Below are 17,736 nucleotides of genomic sequence, written 5' to 3'. Positions count from 1 at the left end.
GGTCCTTTGGGTTTGCGTGTACTTCAAGCCACACAAACGGTTTTGCCCCCCTGAATTCAACACATAAGTGCAACGCTCACCCCTGCATAAACTTCGTAAGGTGTCTTCCAGCCCAGGCGTTTGCGAGGGCGTAAATTGATCTGCGCGACCACCCGGTTTACAGCGGCAACGGTTAGTTTGCTGAAGTCACTGCCCTTGGGGAAATACTGGCGGAGCAAACCGTTGGTATTTTCATTCGTACCGCGCTGGCAGGACGAATACGGGTCGGCAAAATTCACCCTACAACGACTCTTGTGCGCGATGCGCTCATGGCCGGCAAACTCCTTGCCGTTGTCCAGTGTCAACGTATGCACCACATGCCCATTGAACTGTAAATTGATCGCCCGAGTGACTTGGCGGCGAGTTCGACGCTTGACTGGGTAAGCACTCAGATAGCCGCTTTTACGCTCAACCAAGGTGACCAGGTTACCGCCCACCCCATGCACCGTGTCACCTTCCCAGTCCCCCAGCCGTTCGCGGGTTTCGACTTCAGCAGGGCGCTCGGTGATCGACACCCGATTTCGCAACTGCCCCCGCCGATCATGGCTTCCATAGCGTTTACGGTAGCGCTTTCGACGGTGCCGTAGATGCGTATACAGCTCGCCGCCGCCCCGTTTGTCAGTGGCAATAAACCGATAAATCCACTCATGGCTGACCGCTTGATCCGGTTTCTCTTGCTTGAGCCGATGAGCAATCTGCTCCGGGCTCATTCCATGCTTGAGCCATATCGCAAGGTGATGACTCAACCAGGCAATCGGCTTGCAAAATTTACGGGCACCCACACGGCGGACATAACTTTCTTGGGTCGCACAAATCGCTTTGTAAATGTTTTCAGGACGGTTGCGGCGAACCTCACGGCTGATCGTCGAAGGATGCACTCCCACCTGTTTAGCAATGCTTGCTTGACTCTCTTTAGCCCTCAGGCCGGCTTCAATCTGGTAACGTTGGCCCTGAGTCAGCTGCCGGTAAGGCGTGGTCATCTGCGTTTGAATCCTTTGGTGTGAGAGCCTGGATTCTACCGGTGGCTGGCTCTCTGCCTCTCGTTTCAAACGTTGCACTTATTCTATGAATTCAGGGGATGAATGCTGGTTGAAGCGCCGTGCTTTTCTGCACTTGCACCCGAATCCATTTGTGAACGAGGTTTACGTTAAGGCTATGGCTGAGGGCGATGCTGGCAATCGATGCGCCGGGTTGGGCACACTCTTGAATGACCTGGGCTTTGAAGGATTTGGAATACGAACGGCGTGTTGGCTGCATGGAATACCCGCTTAAAAGGCTAGAACTGGTGCCCACCTAAATTTAAATGCACACCATGTCCCGGCTTTGCGGGGTTGGGTAGATGACTTGGCCGGACGCATAGTGCGCCAGTCAAAGCTGGCGGAGGATAGTCGATGAAAGTTCGATACTGGTAAGAAATGGCGAATCAACCAGACCCCGAGTCATGCATGTTGCACCGCGAGGTGCAGGGTGAAGCGTTGACAGGGGAAACCGATGGGCCAGCCATTGAGCCGCGTAATCAGGAATCCGGGATGCCGATGCTGTTATGCGAAGCAGAAGGCAATACGGAGCATGGCGTTAGACGCCTGTCATGCTCTGATCCCGCGCGGTCGGAGACCCTGTGCACGTCGGGAAGTCCTTCGCACAGAAACTGGGAGATCTCAGCGGTGCCCGGTGCGCAAGCACCGGGCGGAGCAGGAAAGGCCAAAAGCCGCAACCCTGCTGCCCACGCCGCTGAGAAGTCGGATACGTCCGTAGTACCTGAGAAGCCATCGAACAAAGGGCCTAGCCCGGCGGAGATAGTGGAGGAAAGGGACGTAGCCAAGGGAAACACCGACAGGCCCCCCGCGCCCCGGACACTGAGCCGGGCCAGTTGCGCGTCGATGGGACTTGAAGGTGTACGTGAAGCAGCCCGAAGGAACAAGGGCATGCAGTTCACGGCATTGCTGCACCACATCACACCGCAGTTATTGGCGCAAAGCTTCTATGCCTTGCGCCGCGATGCGGCGGTGGGCGTGGACGGTATGTCGTGGCGAGAATATGAGGAGGGTCTTCTCCAGCGGGTGACCGATTTGCACGCAAGGCTCCACAGTGGAGCCTATCGGGCAACGCCATCGCGGCGGGTGTACATTCCCAAAGCCGATGGCAGGCAGCGCCCGTTGGGCATTGCCTCTTTGGAGGACAAGATCGTACAACAGGCGGTTGTTACCGTTCTGAATGCGATCTATGAAGAGGACTTTCTAGGTTTCTCGTATGGGTTTCGGCCGGGGCGCAGCCAGCACGATGCGCTGGATGCGTTGACGGTCGCGCTGAAGGGCCAGAAGGTGAACTGGATATTGGATGCGGATATCACGTCGTTCTTTGACGAGATCGACCATGAATGGATGCTGATGTTTCTAGGACACCGGATTGCAGACCGGCGCCTGCTCGGGCTTATCTGCAAATGGCTTCAGGCGGGTGTTATGGAGAATGGCCGTAGGGTGGCTGCGACCAAGGGGACTCCCCAAGGCGCAGTGATATCGCCGTTACTGGCAAATATCTATCTTCACTACGTGCTGGATTTATGGGCAAGGCAGTGGCGCCAGCGGCATGCCCGTGGCGATATGATCGTTGTGCGCTACGCGGACGACAGCGTGGTGGGTTTCAGGACGCAATGGCAGGCTCAGCAGTTTTTGGTGCAGTTGCAGAAACGCTTGGCCGGGTTCGGTTTATCCCTCAACGCCTCGAAAACACGGCTGATTGAGTTTGGTCGTTTTGCTGCGAGAAATCGTAGGAAGCGAGGCTTGGGTAAACCGGAGACGTTTGATTTCCTGGGCTTCACGCACTGTTGTAGTACCAACAGAAGTGGTGGCTTTCAAATACTGCGACTGACGGTCAAGAAGCGAATGCGTGCGACGCTGCTGGCTATTCGGGATGAGCTGAAGCGCCGACGTCACGAGCCTGTTCGAGTCGTGGGTCAGTGGCTTAACCGAGTGGTCACTGGGTACTTCAACTACCACGCGGTGCCGGGAAACCTGATACGTCTTGGTGGTTTTCGTCTGGCGGTATGCCGTCTATGGCGGCAAGCCCTCAAACGTCGCAGCCAGCGTCATCGGCTTCAATGGTCACGCTACGGACGCCTTGCCGACCTCTACGTACCAAGACCCAGAAATGCACATCCTTACCCTGAGGATCGCTTCGCGTCACGTACCCAAGGCAGGAGCCGTATGCGGTAGTTCCGCACGTACGGATCTGGACGGGGGGCGGCAGGTAACTGCCGTCCCTACCGCGACCTTTCCAACCGCTACAACCTTGGCCTTAAAACGGGCTTCATTTATGGCACGGATCGGCCTACGATCACCGCTCAGGAAGTCTCATACCATCAGTTGTTACGCAACGAGCATTGGCGAAATCCCTACCTGCGCAAAGGAACCTCCAGCTTCAACAAGGAGCATCAGATTGCGTTAAAAGCCATGTTTCAGGAAGCATGGCGACTTGAGCGGATTTCTCCCGAGGTAATCCAATGACAGAGCTGAAGTATCTCAATATCTCCGACCTGATAAATGGGGGTTTCCATGGTTCAATCACTATTTGAAGAAATTGGTCTCGATAAAGTTTCGGAGATAATGGCTGCTGCCACTGCGAAAGCTGCGAATAAAGCTGACCAGCTCGGCTTGCCCCGTGCAGAACAAATCAACGGTAAATGGGTGTTCCGCTATCCCGATGGCTCTTCAGAGCCAATCCTGTCAGGTAGTTTCACACATGATTATGATCCTGCGGACTCGCTGGTTGATTCAGAGACCGTAGCTGTCTTTTTGGCTGATGCTTACGACACCGGTGACGCGGCTTTCATTGCCGAAGCGATGGCCGTTGTTGCACGCGCCAAAATTCGTATCGACGCAGATGACGAAGGACAGAAGCCATCGTTCTGAAGCCGTGTTGCTACTAGAAACACCTGATCACCTAGTGAAAAGCAGCCTCCAGAGCCCCCCAGCTCCGCACGTGATGCTTCGCATAATTTCTGTGACGTTATGGTAGCTTTGCCGTCGTATTCGACGAATTTAGCGCCGGAATAATCGCGAAGCCCCGGCGCTGAATTTAGCCATAACGTCCATTATGCGAAGCCTTCTTTTTGCACTGGCTATCAGCCAGCATTTGAGTGAGTTTTCACAGCCGTTATCCTTGTGGCCCTAAACAAGGAAAGTCATATGGCCAGAAACAAGGACATACCGCAGGTTTGGCAATCTTACAGCGGAGGCGGTGGCAGCGGCATAGGTGGCCGTTATTTGCGTGACATGACAGACGCTGAAATTGCCGCACGCGAAGAAATGCAAAAGCCTTATCAGGCCATGTTGGCCAGACAGCAGGCTTATGAAGACAGTTTGATCAAGCAGCCCAAAAAGCAAGAACAGCCAGCAGTCGGCTGCACGTTTACCAAATCCTGCAAGCTGCCTGATGGCACAATTAATTACGTTAGCCCTTCCGGCGCGATTCCCACCGATGCGATCAAAGAGTATGGCGAATTCGCTTTACTCGGCGGTCGTGAAACGGACGCTAACGGCAACATTCAACTTAAAAAATCAGCGGCAGTGCCTTACCTTCGGCACTCGGAACCCTCTTGCTCGGCGGAACGGCCATGGCTTCTGCCGGTGCTTCATGTGGCGGTCTTTGCACAGCTGGAGCTGCTGTTGCTGCGGGCACGGGAACGGCTGCAACTGGCACGGCAACCGGAACGGGCGTTGTTACGGCAGGTGTTGCCGCAGGTGCTTTGGCCGGTGTAGTTGCACTGCTTTGGCCGTCGAGCCTCGGTGATAGCAGTCTGTACACCGACGACCAGCTTAAGTCGCTCAAGGAAGGCCGTACACGGGTTCGGTTGCATGTAGAGCAACAAGCCGACGGCACGCTGAAAGGTTACGGTTACAACACTCAGAAGCGCCGCGACTGGGAGATGATTCCGGTCGTGCAGTTCGTTGTCCAGGGCGAACAGCAGGTGGCTGATTTTGGCGACGGCATTACATTAATCTGGACGCCTGCTGCCAATCCTTCTGACACGCTGGGCATTCCAGCACTGGAAGCCGCTCCGCAAGCCCCGCAGATCTGGATTTATCCGCCGACCGAACAAGCGGATAACATGATCGTTGACCCGATTCATCCGCCTGATTACAAGGATTTCATCCTCGTTTTCCCGGCTAATTCGGGCATAAAACCGTTGTACATCGTGATGAACGTGCGCCTTGATCCGGGTGTCGTTACAGGGCAGGGGCAGGACGTGACAGGCATCTGGCTGGCCGGTGCAGGGGCTGGGCTGGGCGCGCCGATCCCGACTCGTATTGCCGATCAGCTTAGAGGCAAAAACTTCAGCAGTTTCGATGCGTTCAGGAAAGCGTTGTGGATAGCCGTAGCTAATGACGCTGAGCTGAGCCAACAATTCAACTCTCGTAACCTGTCCGGCATGGCGAAAGGCTTGGCCCCCGCAGCCCCCAAAAACGAGCATGCAGGAAAGCGAATTGCATTCGAGCTGCACCACGTAGAGTTAATCAAAGACGGAGGTGCCGTGTACGATGCCGACAATCTGCGAGCTGTTACGCCAAGGCGTCATATCGACATACATAGAGGGGGTGAGTAATGGAACTTAAGAGCGATCTTGCCGATTACACTGAGCAGGAGTTCAAAGCCTTGATTGACGCTATCGACGATGCTGGGACGGAAGAAGACCGGGGAGAATTGGTAGAGCACTTCAATCAGGTCGTGCCGCACCCTGCGGGTAGCGACTTATTGTTCTATCCAGAGGATGGGGTAGATGATTCGTCGGACGGAGTAGTACAGACAATCAAAGACTACTGCGTTTTCAAGGGATTGCCGGGGTTCAAAGACGCCTGACAGAAAAACCGCCTTGACAGGCGACTTCTTTTTACTGGATGCCGCCACGTGCGGCTTTGATCATGTTTGATCAACACCTAAGCGTTGGCCTCTGGCCGTTTAGTCCAGGCACTGATGCCCGTGCAAGACAGTTTCCGCGCTTCACTTTTTTGCCGGGGCCGTATCCAGTGCGCTTTCGTGGCGCTCTTGGGATGTGGTCTATACGGCGCGTCTTTCCGCTGCTTGTCCGGTGGCTCTTTCTATCGAGCTACTGTTCCCACCTGTCAGGGACTTTCTTTTCAGTCCCAGCACCCAGTACGCCAAAGCATTCTTAGGCCCGGTTAAACTCCGAGCTTTTTCAAGGATTTCATATGAGTGACTACCAGCCGGGCATTCTCGCCACCCCCGTTGCGCCTCAAGCCCGTCATATGTTCTTTGCCCTTGAATCCGTCGATGCATTACCGGCGGCGCTCGACAAGCTGATGCAGTGGGTGGATGGGAAATCGGCGGTCGTCGGTTTTGGAGAGTCTCTGGTCAAGGCTCTGAATGTTCAAGTCGAAGGCTTGCGAGCATTCCCGGCGATGGCCGGTGTCGGCGTCGATAACCCATCGACCCAGCACGCCCTCTGGTGCTGGCTGCACGGGGTGGACCGCGGCGAGTTGCTCAATCGCAGCACCGCCATCGAAGCCGCGCTGACCCCGGCGTTTCGTCTGGTGCAGATGAACGAAACCTTTCGCCACTTGACCGGCCATGACCTGACCGGCTACGAAGACGGCACCGAAAACCCCCATGACGAAGCCGCAGCGGCGGCTGCGCTGGTGCGTGAGGGCGCTGAAGGCCGGGTGGGCGGCAGCTTCGCCGCGATCCAGCAATGGCAACACGACCTCAAAGGCTTCCACGCGATGCCGTCCAAAGAACAGGACAACCTCATGGGGCGGCGCTTGAGTGATAACGAAGAACTCGATGACGCGCCAATTTACGCCCACGTCAAACGCACTGCCCAGGAAAGCTTCGCCCCGGAAGCGTTCGTGGTCCGCCGCTCGATGCCGTGGATCGAGGGTGACCGCGCGGGTTTGATGTTCCTCGCATTCGGGTTTTCCCTCGACGCATTCGAGGCGCAACTGCGGCGCATGAGTGGCCTGGAAGACGGTGTCACTGACGGTCTTTACCGCATCAGCCGGCCGATCACCGGTGGTTACTACTGGTGTCCGCCACTCAAGGACGGACACCTGGACTTGCGTGCCTTAGACCACGCTCAGCAGCATTGAAAACGCAGTCACGGCTTTTTAAAGCGCCTCGCCGTAAACCTGTCGACCGGCGAACCAGGTCTGGAGTACCTGGGTATCGTTCAGGGCGCTCTCATCGACGCTGAACACGTCGCGGTCCAGCACGATAAAGTCAGCCTGTTTGCCAGCGGTCAATGAGCCTATCTTTTTGTCCAGGCCGATGGTGCGGGCAGCGTTGAGGGTGTAGGCGTAGAACAGCGTTTCGCGGTCGATTCGCTCGTCGGCGTTAAGCACGCCCAGCGGGCCGGCTCGAGTCATCGCCTGGGCCATGGCATTCCACGGGTTGGGCGATGACACCGGCCAGTCGCTGGCGCCGGCAAGGGTCGCACCGTGTTTGAGCAGCGAGTGCGCCGGGTACTGATAACGGAAGGCCTGGGCGCTGACGTAGGGCTTGATCATGCCGTAGGTGCTGTCGTCGGCGGTGGCCCACAGCAGTTGCATCGAGGCGATGACGTTGAGCGGTTTGAACCGCGCAAACTCTTTTGGGTTGACCATTTGCAGGTGCGTGATCGAGTGGGTCACGCCACTCTTCCGATCCTTGCGCGCCTGTTCGATACCCTTCAGGGCTTCACGCACGGCGCGATCGCCGATGGCATGGATGTGTACCAGCCAGCCGCGCTGGTCGATGGCGCTGACCAGTTCGCCAAAATGCTGCGGATCAATCAGCAATTCACCCCGTTTATGCGAGTTTTTGTAGGGTTCGATCATCGCCGCACTTTGGGCCGGAAACTCGCTGACGCCATCGGCGAAGATCTTGATTCCGGGCAGGGTCAGGTTGGGGATGCCCTGAAATTGCTGGCGAACCTTGTCCAGGGTGTCGAGATCGGCCGGCCTGCTTTTAGGGTTGGCGACCAGCAGGGCGGCGACGTGGACCGTCATGGCGCCGGTTTGCGATAGCGCTTGGTAAACCGGCAGTACGCCGACGGTTTTTTCTGTGGGCTTGATGGCAAATACCGCTTCGCCTGGCGCGGCGTTGGCGGCAGGGTCCATCCAGGCCGTAATCCCCAGGCTGTTGTTGTAGCGCACGGCGGTTTGTGCGGCCTTGAGCATGTCGGCAGCGCTCGGCACGGGCATCGTCGAGGCGACCCGGTCCCAACCGGCATCCACCAAAAATCCGTCAGGGGTGCCGTCGGCGAGTTTGCCAATGGTGTCGCGCTCAGCGGCGGGCAAGCTGTTCAGCAGTTCGGTGTTGATGCCGGCACGCTTGAGCATCACGTTATTGGCCCACGCGGTGTGGTGGTCGCTGCCGGTGAAGACCACTGGCACGTTAGCCCATTCTGCGGCGTTGAATTTTTTGCCAAAGGCTTGCGCCTGCGCCCAATACGCCGAACTCATGCCCGCCACGCTCAGTACATCGCCGTGCTTGGCCGTGCCGTCGTCACGCCAGCTACGCAGGCGCTTTTCCAGTTCGTCGAGGCTGACCACGGCATCCTGCATATTGGCCGCGACCCTTTCCAGGCCTCCGAAAATGGCGTGCGAATGACTGTCGATAAGACCGGGCATCAGTGCCTTGCCACCGAGGTCGATGACACGGGTGCCGGGCTCGATCAACGCCTTGATCTGCGCATCGCTGCCGACTTGTCGCACGGTGCCGTTTTCTACCGCCATGGCCTGCACCTTGGGTTGGTCACGGTTGGCGGTAAAAATCTGGCCATTGAGCAACACCAGGTCGGTGGCGGCCATGACTTCCATCGAGGCAAAACTCACAGCGGCAACCAGCAGATTCGGGAGGAACCTTTTCATTGAACATTTCCTTGTTATTGCGTCTGATGGCCAGATTAGTGGCGGCTGTCGTGCAGCAGAACGCCTACTTCACGAAAAACGTTTTTGCCAGAATGGAAAAAGCATGGACAAGCTGGGCGCTTTGAAAATGTTTGTGGCCACGGCGCAACTGGGTAGTTTCAGCCGCGCGGCGGAGCAGTTGGGCAAGACCCCCTCAGCCCTGACCAAAGCGGTCAACCACCTGGAAGCGGAATTGGGGGCCCGTCTGTTCGAGCGCACTACGCGACGGATTTTGCTGACGGAAGTGGGGCGGCTTTATCTGGAAACTGCGCGACAGGTGTTGCAGCGGCTGGAGGAGGCCGGTGAGGAAATCGAGCAACTGCAGCATGGCCTGCGCGGCCATTTGAAAATCACCGGTCCACTGGCCTACGGGCGCGCATTCCTTGACGAAGTGTGTGGCGGATTTTTGCAGCAATACCCGCAGATCAACCTGCAAGTGGACCTGTGCGATGAGTTCGTCAACCTGCTGGAAAGCGGCTACGACCTGGCCCTGCGCGAAGGCCATGACGATTTGCCGGGGCTGATTGCCCGTGTCGTCGGCAGCAATCGCCTGGCGCTGTGCGCCAGCCCGGCCTATCTGGAGCGCCAGAAACTGGCGGTCACCCCGCACACGCTCGATGCGCACGAGTGGTTGCTGTATCGCCATCCGTTGCTCAGCCGCGAGTTCTGGTGGGTCGAGCGTGACGGGCAGCGTTTAAGCCTGCCACAGCCTCGGGCGCCGCGATTGAGCAGCGACAATTACGACTTGCTGTTGGCCAATGCCCTGGCCGGTCACGGGTTGTTGCACACGCCGTTATGGAGCGCGGCGCCGTACCTGGCCGAGGGACGCCTGGTGCAGGTGATGGCAGACTACGAGATCGATCCGGACAGCTTTGGCCCGCACATTTTGGCGGTGTACCCGAGCCATCGACGGGCGACGGCCAAAGTCGTGGCGTTTATCGATTACCTCGAAGGGTTTCTGGCGGCCCGGCGGTTGAGCTGACTGGCGGTTCTTGTCAGGGAAAAGCTGAAAGAGTACAAATGTACTCCATGACGACTCTAACGCCCCGCCGTACCGCCATCCTGACCTTTATCCGTGATCGAATCGCGGAGCACGGCCAGTCCCCGAGCCTCGCTGAAATCAGCGAGGCCTTTGGTTTTGCCTCCCGCAGCGTGGCCCGCAAGCATGTGTTGGCGCTGACCGAGGCCGGTTTGATCGAGGTCAACCCGAATCAGGCCCGGGGCATTCGTTTGCTCGGGCAACCGGCGCGCCCCGAGCTACTGGACATTCCCGTGCTTGGCCGGGTTGCTGCCGGCTTACCGATCAGCGCCGATGCCGAGGTTCACAGCCGCTTGCTGCTCGATCCGTCGATCTTTTCCAGGGTGCCGGATTACATGCTGCGGGTTCAGGGCGACTCGATGATCGAGGACGGCATTCTCGACGGTGATCTTGTGGGGGTACACCGCAACCCCGAGGCGCTCACCGGGCAGATCGTGGTGGCGCGGCTCGATGGCGAAGTCACCATCAAGCGTTTTGAGCGGGTCGGCGATACGGTGCGCCTGCTGCCGCGCAACCCGGCGTATCAACCGATCATCGTCGAAGCCGATCAGGACTTTGCTATCGAAGGGGTGTTCTGCGGCTTGGTGAGGCAAGGGTGATGGGCGCCGTCGTCGCGCTGGATACGCTGTTCAATGGTGGCCAGGTATGGAAGGGCCGGCCCGCACCACCGGCGGTCAGCCCGCAACCTACTGGGTATTGCGCGCTGGATGCCGCACTGCCCAGCGGTGGTTGGCCGGAAGCAGCACTGACTGAAATCCTTCTCGCCGCACAGGGCGTGGGTGAACTGCAACTGGTGTGGCCGGCGTTGGCGCGGTTGTCGGCGGCGGGTGAGCGCATCGTGCTGGTGGCGCCGCCCTACGTGCCGTATCCCCAGGCTTGGCAGAACGCCGGGGTTGATCTGCGCCAGTTGTCGATTATCCAGGCGGGCGAACGTGATGCCTTGTGGGCGGTGGAACAATGCCTGCGCTCGGGCAGTTGCGGCGCCGTATTGTGCTGGCCGCACAAGGCCGATGACCGAGCCTTGCGCCGCTTGCAGGTGGCGGCGGAAACCGGTCAGACCCTGGCCTTCGCCTACCGCTCGATCAAAGAGGCGATTAACCCTTCGCCAGCCGCTTTGCGCATTGCCATCGATGCCCGGCCTGCGCAATTGCGCGTCCTCAAGTGTCGCGGCGGACTGGCCCGCACGGCGCCGATTGCGTTTGCCGTGGGGCATTGAGGCTGCCATGCGCTGGGTTTGCATTCTTTTCCCGCAATTGGCGATGGATGCCGTCCTGCGCCAGCGCCCCAATCCCGATGAGCCGCTGGTGCTGCTGACTGGCCCGGCCCAGCGCCGGGTGTTGCAAGCGGTCAACGGTTCCGCCAGGGCGTTGGGTTTGCGCCCAGGCCAGTCCATGACCGCCGCCCAGGCCCTGAGCAAAGGCTTTGTCACCGCCGAGTACGATGCCGCCGAGATCGAACATTGGCAGCAGTTTCTCGCGGCCTGGGCCTATCGATTCAGTGCTCAGGTCAGCGTTCATTATCCCCGCGCCGTGGTGTTTGAAATCGAGTCCAGCCTCGGTCTGTTTGGTGCCTGGCCGCAGTTCGAAACGCGGTTGCGGGCCGAACTCACCGGGCTGGGTTTTCGCCATCGGATCGTCGCCGCGCCCAACCCAGTGGCGGCGCGGGTGCTGGCCAATGTGTATGACGGCCTGGTGGTGCCGGACGATCAGGCTTTGGGCTATCACCTGGGGCAACTGCCCATCGACCGGATCGCCCTCGAACCTACGGTGGCAACGGCGTTATCACGCATGGGCCTGCGGACCTTGAGTCAGGTGCAGGCCCTGCCGCGACATACCCTGGCCCGACGTTTCGAGGCTCAGGTACTCAAGCATCTGGATACCCTGCTCGGGTTACGCCACTTGGCCCTGGCGTTTTACCTGCCGCCGGACCGCTTTGATGTGCGCATCGAACTCAATTTCGATGTGCAGTCCCATCAGGCGCTGCTGTTCCCATTGCGCCGGTTGACCGGGGACCTGTCGGCCTTTCTGTGCGGTCGGGACCGCGGTGTTCAGCGTTTTGACCTGCTCCTCGAACACGCCGGGTTGCCGGACACGCGGATCAAGGTCGGCCTGCTCAGCGCCGAGCGTGATCCAGCGATGCTCTTCGAACTGGCCCGTGGGCGACTGGAACAGGTGCAAGTCGAGGCCCCCGTGCGCGGCTTTCGCTTGTGTGCCGAGGACCTACCGAGTTTTGTGCCTCAGCGTCAGGAATTATTCGACGACCGTGCGCAACAGTCTTTGCCTTGGGAGCAGTTGCGCGAACGCCTGCGGGCACGCTTGGGGGACGACGCAGTGCAAGGTTTGCGCTTCCAGGCCGATCACCGGCCGGAATGCGCGTGGCAGGCCAGTGTTGACAGCCAGTTCTGCGGCGGGCTGCCCCGCGTGCAGCGGCCGGGCTGGCTGCTGAGCGAACCCTTAGCGGTTCATGAAGGTTCGACGCGCATCCTCATGGGGCCGGAACGTATCGAGTCAGGCTGGTGGGACGGTGATGACGTGCGGCGCGATTATTACCTGATCGAAACCCGTTCCGGCCAGCAAGGCTGGGCCTATAGAACCGTGGGAGAGGGCGGCCATTTATGGTTGCAGGGCTGGTTCGCATGAGTGTTGGGTATGCCGAACTGCACTGCCTGTCGAACTTCAGCTTCCAGCGCGGTGCGTCCAGCGCCCTGGAGCTGTTTCAACGGGCGAAACAGCAAGGTTATAAAGCCCTGGCAATCACTGACGAATGCACACTTGCCGGTATCGTCCGCGCCTGGCAAGCCGCTAAAGCGGTGGAACTGCCGCTGATCATCGGCAGTGAAATCCGGATCGAGGACGGCCCGAAACTGCTGCTACTGGTCGAGAACCTTGAGGGTTATCAGGCACTGTGCCGTTTGATCACTCGGGCTCGACGCCGCACGCAAAAAGGCCAGTATCAGGTCCTACGGGAGGACTTCAACGAACCGTTGCCGGGGCTATTGGCGTTGTGGGTGCCGGACGCGGTCGATGCCTGTGAACAGGGGTGCTGGCTGCGCAGCGTCTTTGCCGAACGCCTGTGGCTGGCCGTGCAGTTGCACCGGGGTCAGGACGATGCCCAGCGCCTGGCCGCGCTGCTGAAACTGGCCGCCGAACTGCGAATTCCGGCGGTGGCCAGTGGCGATGTACACATGCATGCCCGTGGCCGGCGCGCCTTGCAGGACACCATGACTGCGATCCGTCATCACTTGCCGGTGGCCGCCACCGGGTTGCGCCTGCACCCCAACGGTGAGCGACACCTGCGCAGTCTCGGCGCCTTGGGCGAGCTTTACCCACAAACCTTACTCGACGAAACACTGGCTATTGCCCGGCGCTGCACTTTCGACCTCGGTCAATTGCGTTATCAGTACCCACGGGAGTTGGTGCCCGAAGGTCAGACGGCCACGTCCTGGCTGCGCGAGTTGACCGAGCAGGGCATTCGCTGGCGCTGGAAGGAGGGGCCAAAAGCCGACGTGCTGGTGCAAATCGACAAGGAGTTGGAGCTGATCGCCGGCCTCGGTTACGAAAGCTATTTTTTGACGGTTCACGACATTGTGCGTTTCGCGCGTGAGCAAAATATTCTCTGTCAGGGGCGGGGGTCGGCTGCTAACTCGGCGGTGTGTTATGCCTTGGGGATCACCGAAATAGACCCGGGTCGAACGACGTTATTGTTCGAACGCTTTCTTTCGCGCGAACGCAACGAGCCGCCAGACATTGACGTCGATTTCGAGCATGAACGGCGTGAAGAAGTCTTGCAGTACGTGTTCCGTCGTTACGGTCGGAACCGTGCGGCGCTGACGGCAGTGGTCAGCACTTACCATGCGGCCGGCGCCGTGCGCGATGTCGCCAAGGCGCTGGGGCTGCCGCCGGATCAGATCAACGCGCTGGCCGATTGCTGCGGGCACTGGAGCGATGAAACACCACCGGTTGAACGCCTGCGTGAAGGCGGTTTCGATCCGGACAGCGCGGTGCTGCGTCGGGTGTTGAGCCTGACCGGGCAACTGATCGGCTTCCCCCGGCACCTGTCCCAGCACCCAGGCGGGTTTGTGATTTCCGAGCAGCCGCTGGACAGCCTGGTGCCGGTGGAAAATGCAGCCATGGCCGAGCGCACGATCATTCAGTGGGACAAGGACGACCTGGATGCGGTGGGGTTGCTCAAGGTGGATATTCTGGCCCTTGGCATGCTCAGCGCCATCCGCCGCTGTTTTGATCTGCTGCGCCGGCATCGGGGGCGTGATCTGAGCCTGGCCACAGTGCCGTCCGAGGACCCGCAAACCTACGAGATGATCAGCCGTGCCGACACGGTCGGGGTGTTCCAGATCGAGTCCAGGGCCCAGATGTCGATGCTGCCCAGGCTCAAGCCCAGCACTTTTTACGACTTGGTGATCGAGGTGGCGATTGTCCGGCCTGGGCCAATTCAGGGCGGCATGGTGCATCCCTACCTGCGGCGCCGTAAAAAAGAAGAAGAGGTGAAATACCCTTCGGAAGAACTCAAGGTGGTACTGGAGCGGACGTTGGGCGTGCCGCTGTTCCAGGAACAGGTGATGCAGATCGCTATCGTCGCCGCCGACTATAGCCCCGGCGAGGCGGACCAGTTGCGCCGCTCCATGGCGGCCTGGAAACGCCATGGTGGCCTGGAGCCGCACCGGAAACGGCTGGCGGAAGGGATGGCGAAAAACGGCTACACGCCAGAGTTTGCCGCACAAATTTTCGAGCAGATCAAAGGTTTCGGCAGCTATGGCTTCCCCGAATCCCACGCGGCCAGTTTTGCCTTGCTGACTTACGCCAGTTGTTGGCTGAAGTGCCACGAACCGGCGGCCTTCGCCTGTGCGCTGATCAATAGTTGGCCGATGGGTTTCTACAGCCCGGACCAAATACTGCAGGATGCCCGGCTGCACCATTTGCAGATTCGTCCGGTGGACGTGCGAGCCAGCGATTGGGATTGCAGCCTGGAACCGATCAGCGACGCACAACCAGCGCTGCGCATGGGCTTGCGGATGATCAAGGGATTTCGCGAGGACGATGCCCGACGCATTGAAGCGGCGCGGGCGTGGAGCGCATTTGTGGACATTGCCGACCTTGGCCAACGGGCCCGACTCGATGCGCGTGCCCAAGAGCAACTGGCCGATGCTGGCGCCTTGCGCGGCTTGGCCGGCGACCGTCACCGGGCTCGCTGGGAGGTGGCGGGGGTGCAGAAGCAGCTCGGTTTGTTTGCCGGTCTGCCGAGTCAGGAAGAGCCCACGGTGTCGCTGCCCAAACCCACTGCCGGCGAAGACTTGCAAGCCGATTACGCCAGCGTCGGCACCACCCTTGGCCCGCATCCGCTGGCCTTGTTGCGCGGCGAGTTGAAAGCCCTGCGCTGCCGCAGTTCCAGCGAGTTGCTCGACGTTGATCATGGGCGCCCGGTCAGCGTGGCCGGTTTGGTGACCGGACGACAGCGTCCGGGCACCGCCAGTGGAGTCACCTTCGTGACCCTTGAAGACGAGTTCGGTAACGTCAACGTGGTGGTATGGCGCGATCTGGCCGAGCGCCAGCGGCAGGTATTGGTCGGCGCGCACCTGCTCAAGGTTGATGGACGCTGGGAAAAGGAAGGCGAAGTGCGGCATTTAATTGCCGGACGCTTGAGCGACTTGAGCCCATTACTCGATGGCATTAGCGTGCGCAGCCGTGATTTCCGCTGACCGATGACGAGTGCCCCAGCCTCTGGAATTTTCTTACGCGTGCGGGTCAATCGACCGACGCCAGATTATTTTAAAGCTGTATTCAGTGGTGGCACTTTGGCATAATGCGCGCCGTCGATGTACCGCACATCGATTATTGGTTCTATCTCCCCAGCGCTTTTTCGCTGCTGCCTTGTGCAGCGGTCGGTCATCGCTATGCCGGGATCAACAGTTTTTCAGAAGGGATTTGCAGTGAGAATGATTTCTCGAGTGTTGGTATCAGGTGCCGCGATTGCGGTAGTGGTTGCGATGGGGGGCTGTGCAACCGAAAGCTCCCGGGCATTGCCCATCGAAAAAGTTGAAAGTGCCAGCCAGGCCTGGACCGGTGTCCGGGTGCCGATGGCCGTGGGTAAGTTCGATAACCGTTCGAGCTACATGCGCGGCATCTTCTCCGACGGCGTTGACCGTCTCGGCGGGCAGGCTAAGACCATTCTGATCACCCATTTGCAGCAGACCCATCGCTTCAGCGTGCTGGATCGCGACAACATGGGCGAGATCCAGCAGGAAGCGACCCTCAAAGGCCAGGCCCAGCGCCTCAAGGGGGCTGATTTTGTGGTGACGGGTGATGTCACGGAATTCGGCCGTAAAGAGACCGGCGACCACCAATTGTTCGGCATTCTCGGGCTCGGCAAGACCCAGGTTGCCTACGCCAAGGTCAACCTGAACATCGTCAACATCAGTACCTCGGAAGTCGTCTATTCGACCCAGGGCGCGGGTGAGTACGCCTTGTCCAACCGTGAAGTCATCGGTTTTGGTGGTACGGCGGCCTACGATTCGACCCTCAACGGCAAGGTGCTCGACCTGGCCATGCGTGAGGCGATCAATCGTTTGGTAGATGGCATGAATTCCGGTGCATGGAAACCGGGCAACTGATCAAGGTTGATGGCAAGGAGCAATAATCGTATGAACAAGTACCTGTCGTGGCCATTGATGGCCTTGACCCTGGCGGGCGGCGCGTTGCTGGCCGGCTGTAATTCCGGTCCGAAAACCCTTTACCAATGGGAAAGCTACCAACCTGAGGTTTATGAGTATTTCAAGGGCGAAACGCCCAAGGAAGCTCAGGCCGAAGCCCTGGAACGTGATCTGCAAAAAATCGCTTCCACCGGTAATACGCCACCGCCTGGTTACCACGCTCAACTCGGGTTGTTGTACCTGAGCATGGGCAAGGACGACCAGATGGTGCAGCAGTTCAGAACCGAGAAAACCCTGTTTCCCGAGTCTGGTCCGTACATGGATTTTCTGCTCAAGAACGCTAAAACCGGAGACGCCAAATGATCCCGCGCGCATTGAAACTGATGGCCGGCCTGCTGGCCCTGGCAGTGCTGGGCGGTTGCGTCAGTCCCAAGACCGTGGACTATTCGGCGTACAAGCAAAGCCGTCCGAAAACCATTCTGGTATTGCCACCGCTAAACAACTCGCCGGACGTCAAGGCGTCCTACAGCTTGTTGTCCCAAGTGACCTTTCCGTTGGCTGAAGCAGGCTACTACGTACTGCCAATTGCGCTGGTCGATGAAACATTTCGCCAGAATGGCCTGACCACCCCAGCGGACATCCACCAAGCGCCAGCCGACAAGTTGCGGGACATCTTTGGTGCCGATGCGGCGCTGTACATCACCGTGACCGATTACGGCACCCGCTACATGATCATTAACAGTGAAACCGTGGTCACTGCGAATGCGAAGCTGGTGGACCTCAAAACCGGCACCACCCTGTGGACCGGTTCGGCCCGCGCGTCGAGCGAAGAGGGTAACAACAATGGCGGTGGCAACTTGATTGGCATGCTGGTGGTCGCAGCGGTCAAGCAAGTGATCAACAGCTCCACAGATGCCGCTCACCCGATAGCCGGCGTAGCCAGCACACGGCTGCTGTCGGCGGGACAACGTGCAGGTTTACTGTACGGCCCGCGTTCGCCTAAATACGGCACTGATTGATACCACCCTGTCAGGTCCAGCGCCTGTTGTCGGGCGTTTGCATGGTGAGCTGGGGGCAAGCCCCGCTCACCA

The 17,736-nt window shown here is 59.1% G+C and carries 15 protein-coding genes and 1 pseudogene; 13 read left to right on the top strand and 3 right to left on the bottom strand.

Translation table 11 applies throughout. The features are described 5' to 3' along the window. Positions 1-56 precede the first annotated feature (56 nt). Both RHM68_RS13820 and RHM68_RS13815 read right to left on the bottom strand, forming a co-directional pair. Entirely contained in the window at positions 57-1,019 is a 963-nt protein-coding gene (locus tag RHM68_RS13820; protein WP_322215508.1) for an IS30 family transposase, read from the bottom strand. Between the two features lie 91 nt (positions 1,020-1,110). Beyond that, positions 1,111-1,296, bottom strand: a complete 186-nt coding sequence (locus RHM68_RS13815) for a transposase (protein WP_322215506.1) — start codon at positions 1,294-1,296, stop codon at positions 1,111-1,113. A gap of 668 nt (positions 1,297-1,964) precedes the next feature. Here RHM68_RS13815 and ltrA point away from each other — a divergent pair. The 5 genes and pseudogenes from ltrA to RHM68_RS13790 all read left to right on the top strand — a co-directional run bounded on the left by ltrA (position 1,965) and on the right by RHM68_RS13790 (position 7,142). Then, entirely contained in the window at positions 1,965-3,251 is a 1,287-nt protein-coding gene (gene ltrA, locus RHM68_RS13810; protein ID WP_369124956.1) for a group II intron reverse transcriptase/maturase, read from the top strand. A 339-nt stretch (positions 3,252-3,590) separates the two neighbouring features. Beyond that, positions 3,591-3,947: a hypothetical protein gene (locus tag RHM68_RS13805; RefSeq protein ID WP_322215503.1), complete on the top strand. Its 357-nt coding sequence runs from the start codon at positions 3,591-3,593 to the stop codon at positions 3,945-3,947. Positions 3,948-4,223: 276 nt separating this feature from the next. Further along, positions 4,224-5,641 (top strand): annotated as a pseudogene (locus tag RHM68_RS13800) (S-type pyocin domain-containing protein). Continuing rightward, positions 5,641-5,895, top strand: coding sequence for a bacteriocin immunity protein (locus RHM68_RS13795; RefSeq protein WP_322215501.1), 255 nt, complete (start codon positions 5,641-5,643; stop codon positions 5,893-5,895). The pseudogene RHM68_RS13800 and the gene RHM68_RS13795 overlap by 1 nt, the downstream one beginning before the upstream one ends. Positions 5,896-6,245: 350 nt before the next feature. Beyond that, complete coding sequence (locus RHM68_RS13790) at positions 6,246-7,142, top strand: Dyp-type peroxidase (protein ID WP_322215498.1); 897 nt, start codon at positions 6,246-6,248, stop codon at positions 7,140-7,142. A gap of 18 nt (positions 7,143-7,160) precedes the next feature. On the opposite strand, the gene RHM68_RS13785 is transcribed toward RHM68_RS13790, so the two are convergent. Beyond that, positions 7,161-8,903, bottom strand: a complete 1,743-nt coding sequence (locus RHM68_RS13785) for an amidohydrolase (protein ID WP_322215496.1) — start codon at positions 8,901-8,903, stop codon at positions 7,161-7,163. Between the two features lie 103 nt (positions 8,904-9,006). Between RHM68_RS13785 and RHM68_RS13780 the strand changes: the two genes are divergently transcribed. The 8 genes from RHM68_RS13780 (at position 9,007) to RHM68_RS13745 (ending at position 17,664) form a co-directional block, all read left to right on the top strand. After that, entirely contained in the window at positions 9,007-9,924 is a 918-nt protein-coding gene (locus RHM68_RS13780) for a LysR family transcriptional regulator (RefSeq protein WP_322215494.1), read from the top strand. Between the two features lie 38 nt (positions 9,925-9,962). Beyond that, positions 9,963-10,580 carry a transcriptional repressor LexA gene (lexA, locus tag RHM68_RS13775; RefSeq protein ID WP_322215492.1) on the top strand — a complete coding sequence of 206 codons (618 nt, stop codon included), beginning with the start codon at positions 9,963-9,965 and terminating at the stop codon, positions 10,578-10,580. Next, complete coding sequence (gene imuA / locus RHM68_RS13770; protein WP_322215490.1) at positions 10,580-11,197, top strand: translesion DNA synthesis-associated protein ImuA; 618 nt, start codon at positions 10,580-10,582, stop codon at positions 11,195-11,197. The genes lexA and imuA overlap by 1 nt, the downstream gene beginning before the upstream one ends. A gap of 7 nt (positions 11,198-11,204) precedes the next feature. Then, positions 11,205-12,620, top strand: coding sequence for a DNA polymerase Y family protein (locus tag RHM68_RS13765; protein WP_322215487.1), 1,416 nt, complete (start codon positions 11,205-11,207; stop codon positions 12,618-12,620). Next, positions 12,596-15,694 carry an error-prone DNA polymerase gene (locus tag RHM68_RS13760; RefSeq protein ID WP_322215484.1) on the top strand — a complete coding sequence of 1,033 codons (3,099 nt, stop codon included), beginning with the start codon at positions 12,596-12,598 and terminating at the stop codon, positions 15,692-15,694. The genes RHM68_RS13765 and RHM68_RS13760 overlap by 25 nt, the downstream gene beginning before the upstream one ends. Positions 15,695-15,931: 237 nt before the next feature. Beyond that, positions 15,932-16,606 carry a CsgG/HfaB family protein gene (locus tag RHM68_RS13755; RefSeq protein ID WP_322223797.1) on the top strand — a complete coding sequence of 225 codons (675 nt, stop codon included), beginning with the start codon at positions 15,932-15,934 and terminating at the stop codon, positions 16,604-16,606. A gap of 30 nt (positions 16,607-16,636) precedes the next feature. Next, the gene (locus RHM68_RS13750; RefSeq protein ID WP_322215482.1) at positions 16,637-17,008 is read left to right on the top strand and encodes a DUF4810 domain-containing protein; all 372 of its coding nucleotides are present in this window, start codon (positions 16,637-16,639) and stop codon (positions 17,006-17,008) included. Further along, the gene (locus RHM68_RS13745) at positions 17,005-17,664 is read left to right on the top strand and encodes a DUF799 domain-containing protein (protein ID WP_322215480.1); all 660 of its coding nucleotides are present in this window, start codon (positions 17,005-17,007) and stop codon (positions 17,662-17,664) included. Before RHM68_RS13750 ends, RHM68_RS13745 begins: the two co-directional genes overlap by 4 nt. The last annotated feature ends 72 nt before the right edge of the window (positions 17,665-17,736 follow it).

This window comes from Pseudomonas sp. DC1.2 (genome assembly GCF_034351645.1).
Lineage (GTDB): Bacteria > Pseudomonadota > Gammaproteobacteria > Pseudomonadales > Pseudomonadaceae > Aquipseudomonas.
Note: the sequence above shows the minus strand (reverse complement) of the source record. Positions and strands in the feature narration are given on the sequence as shown.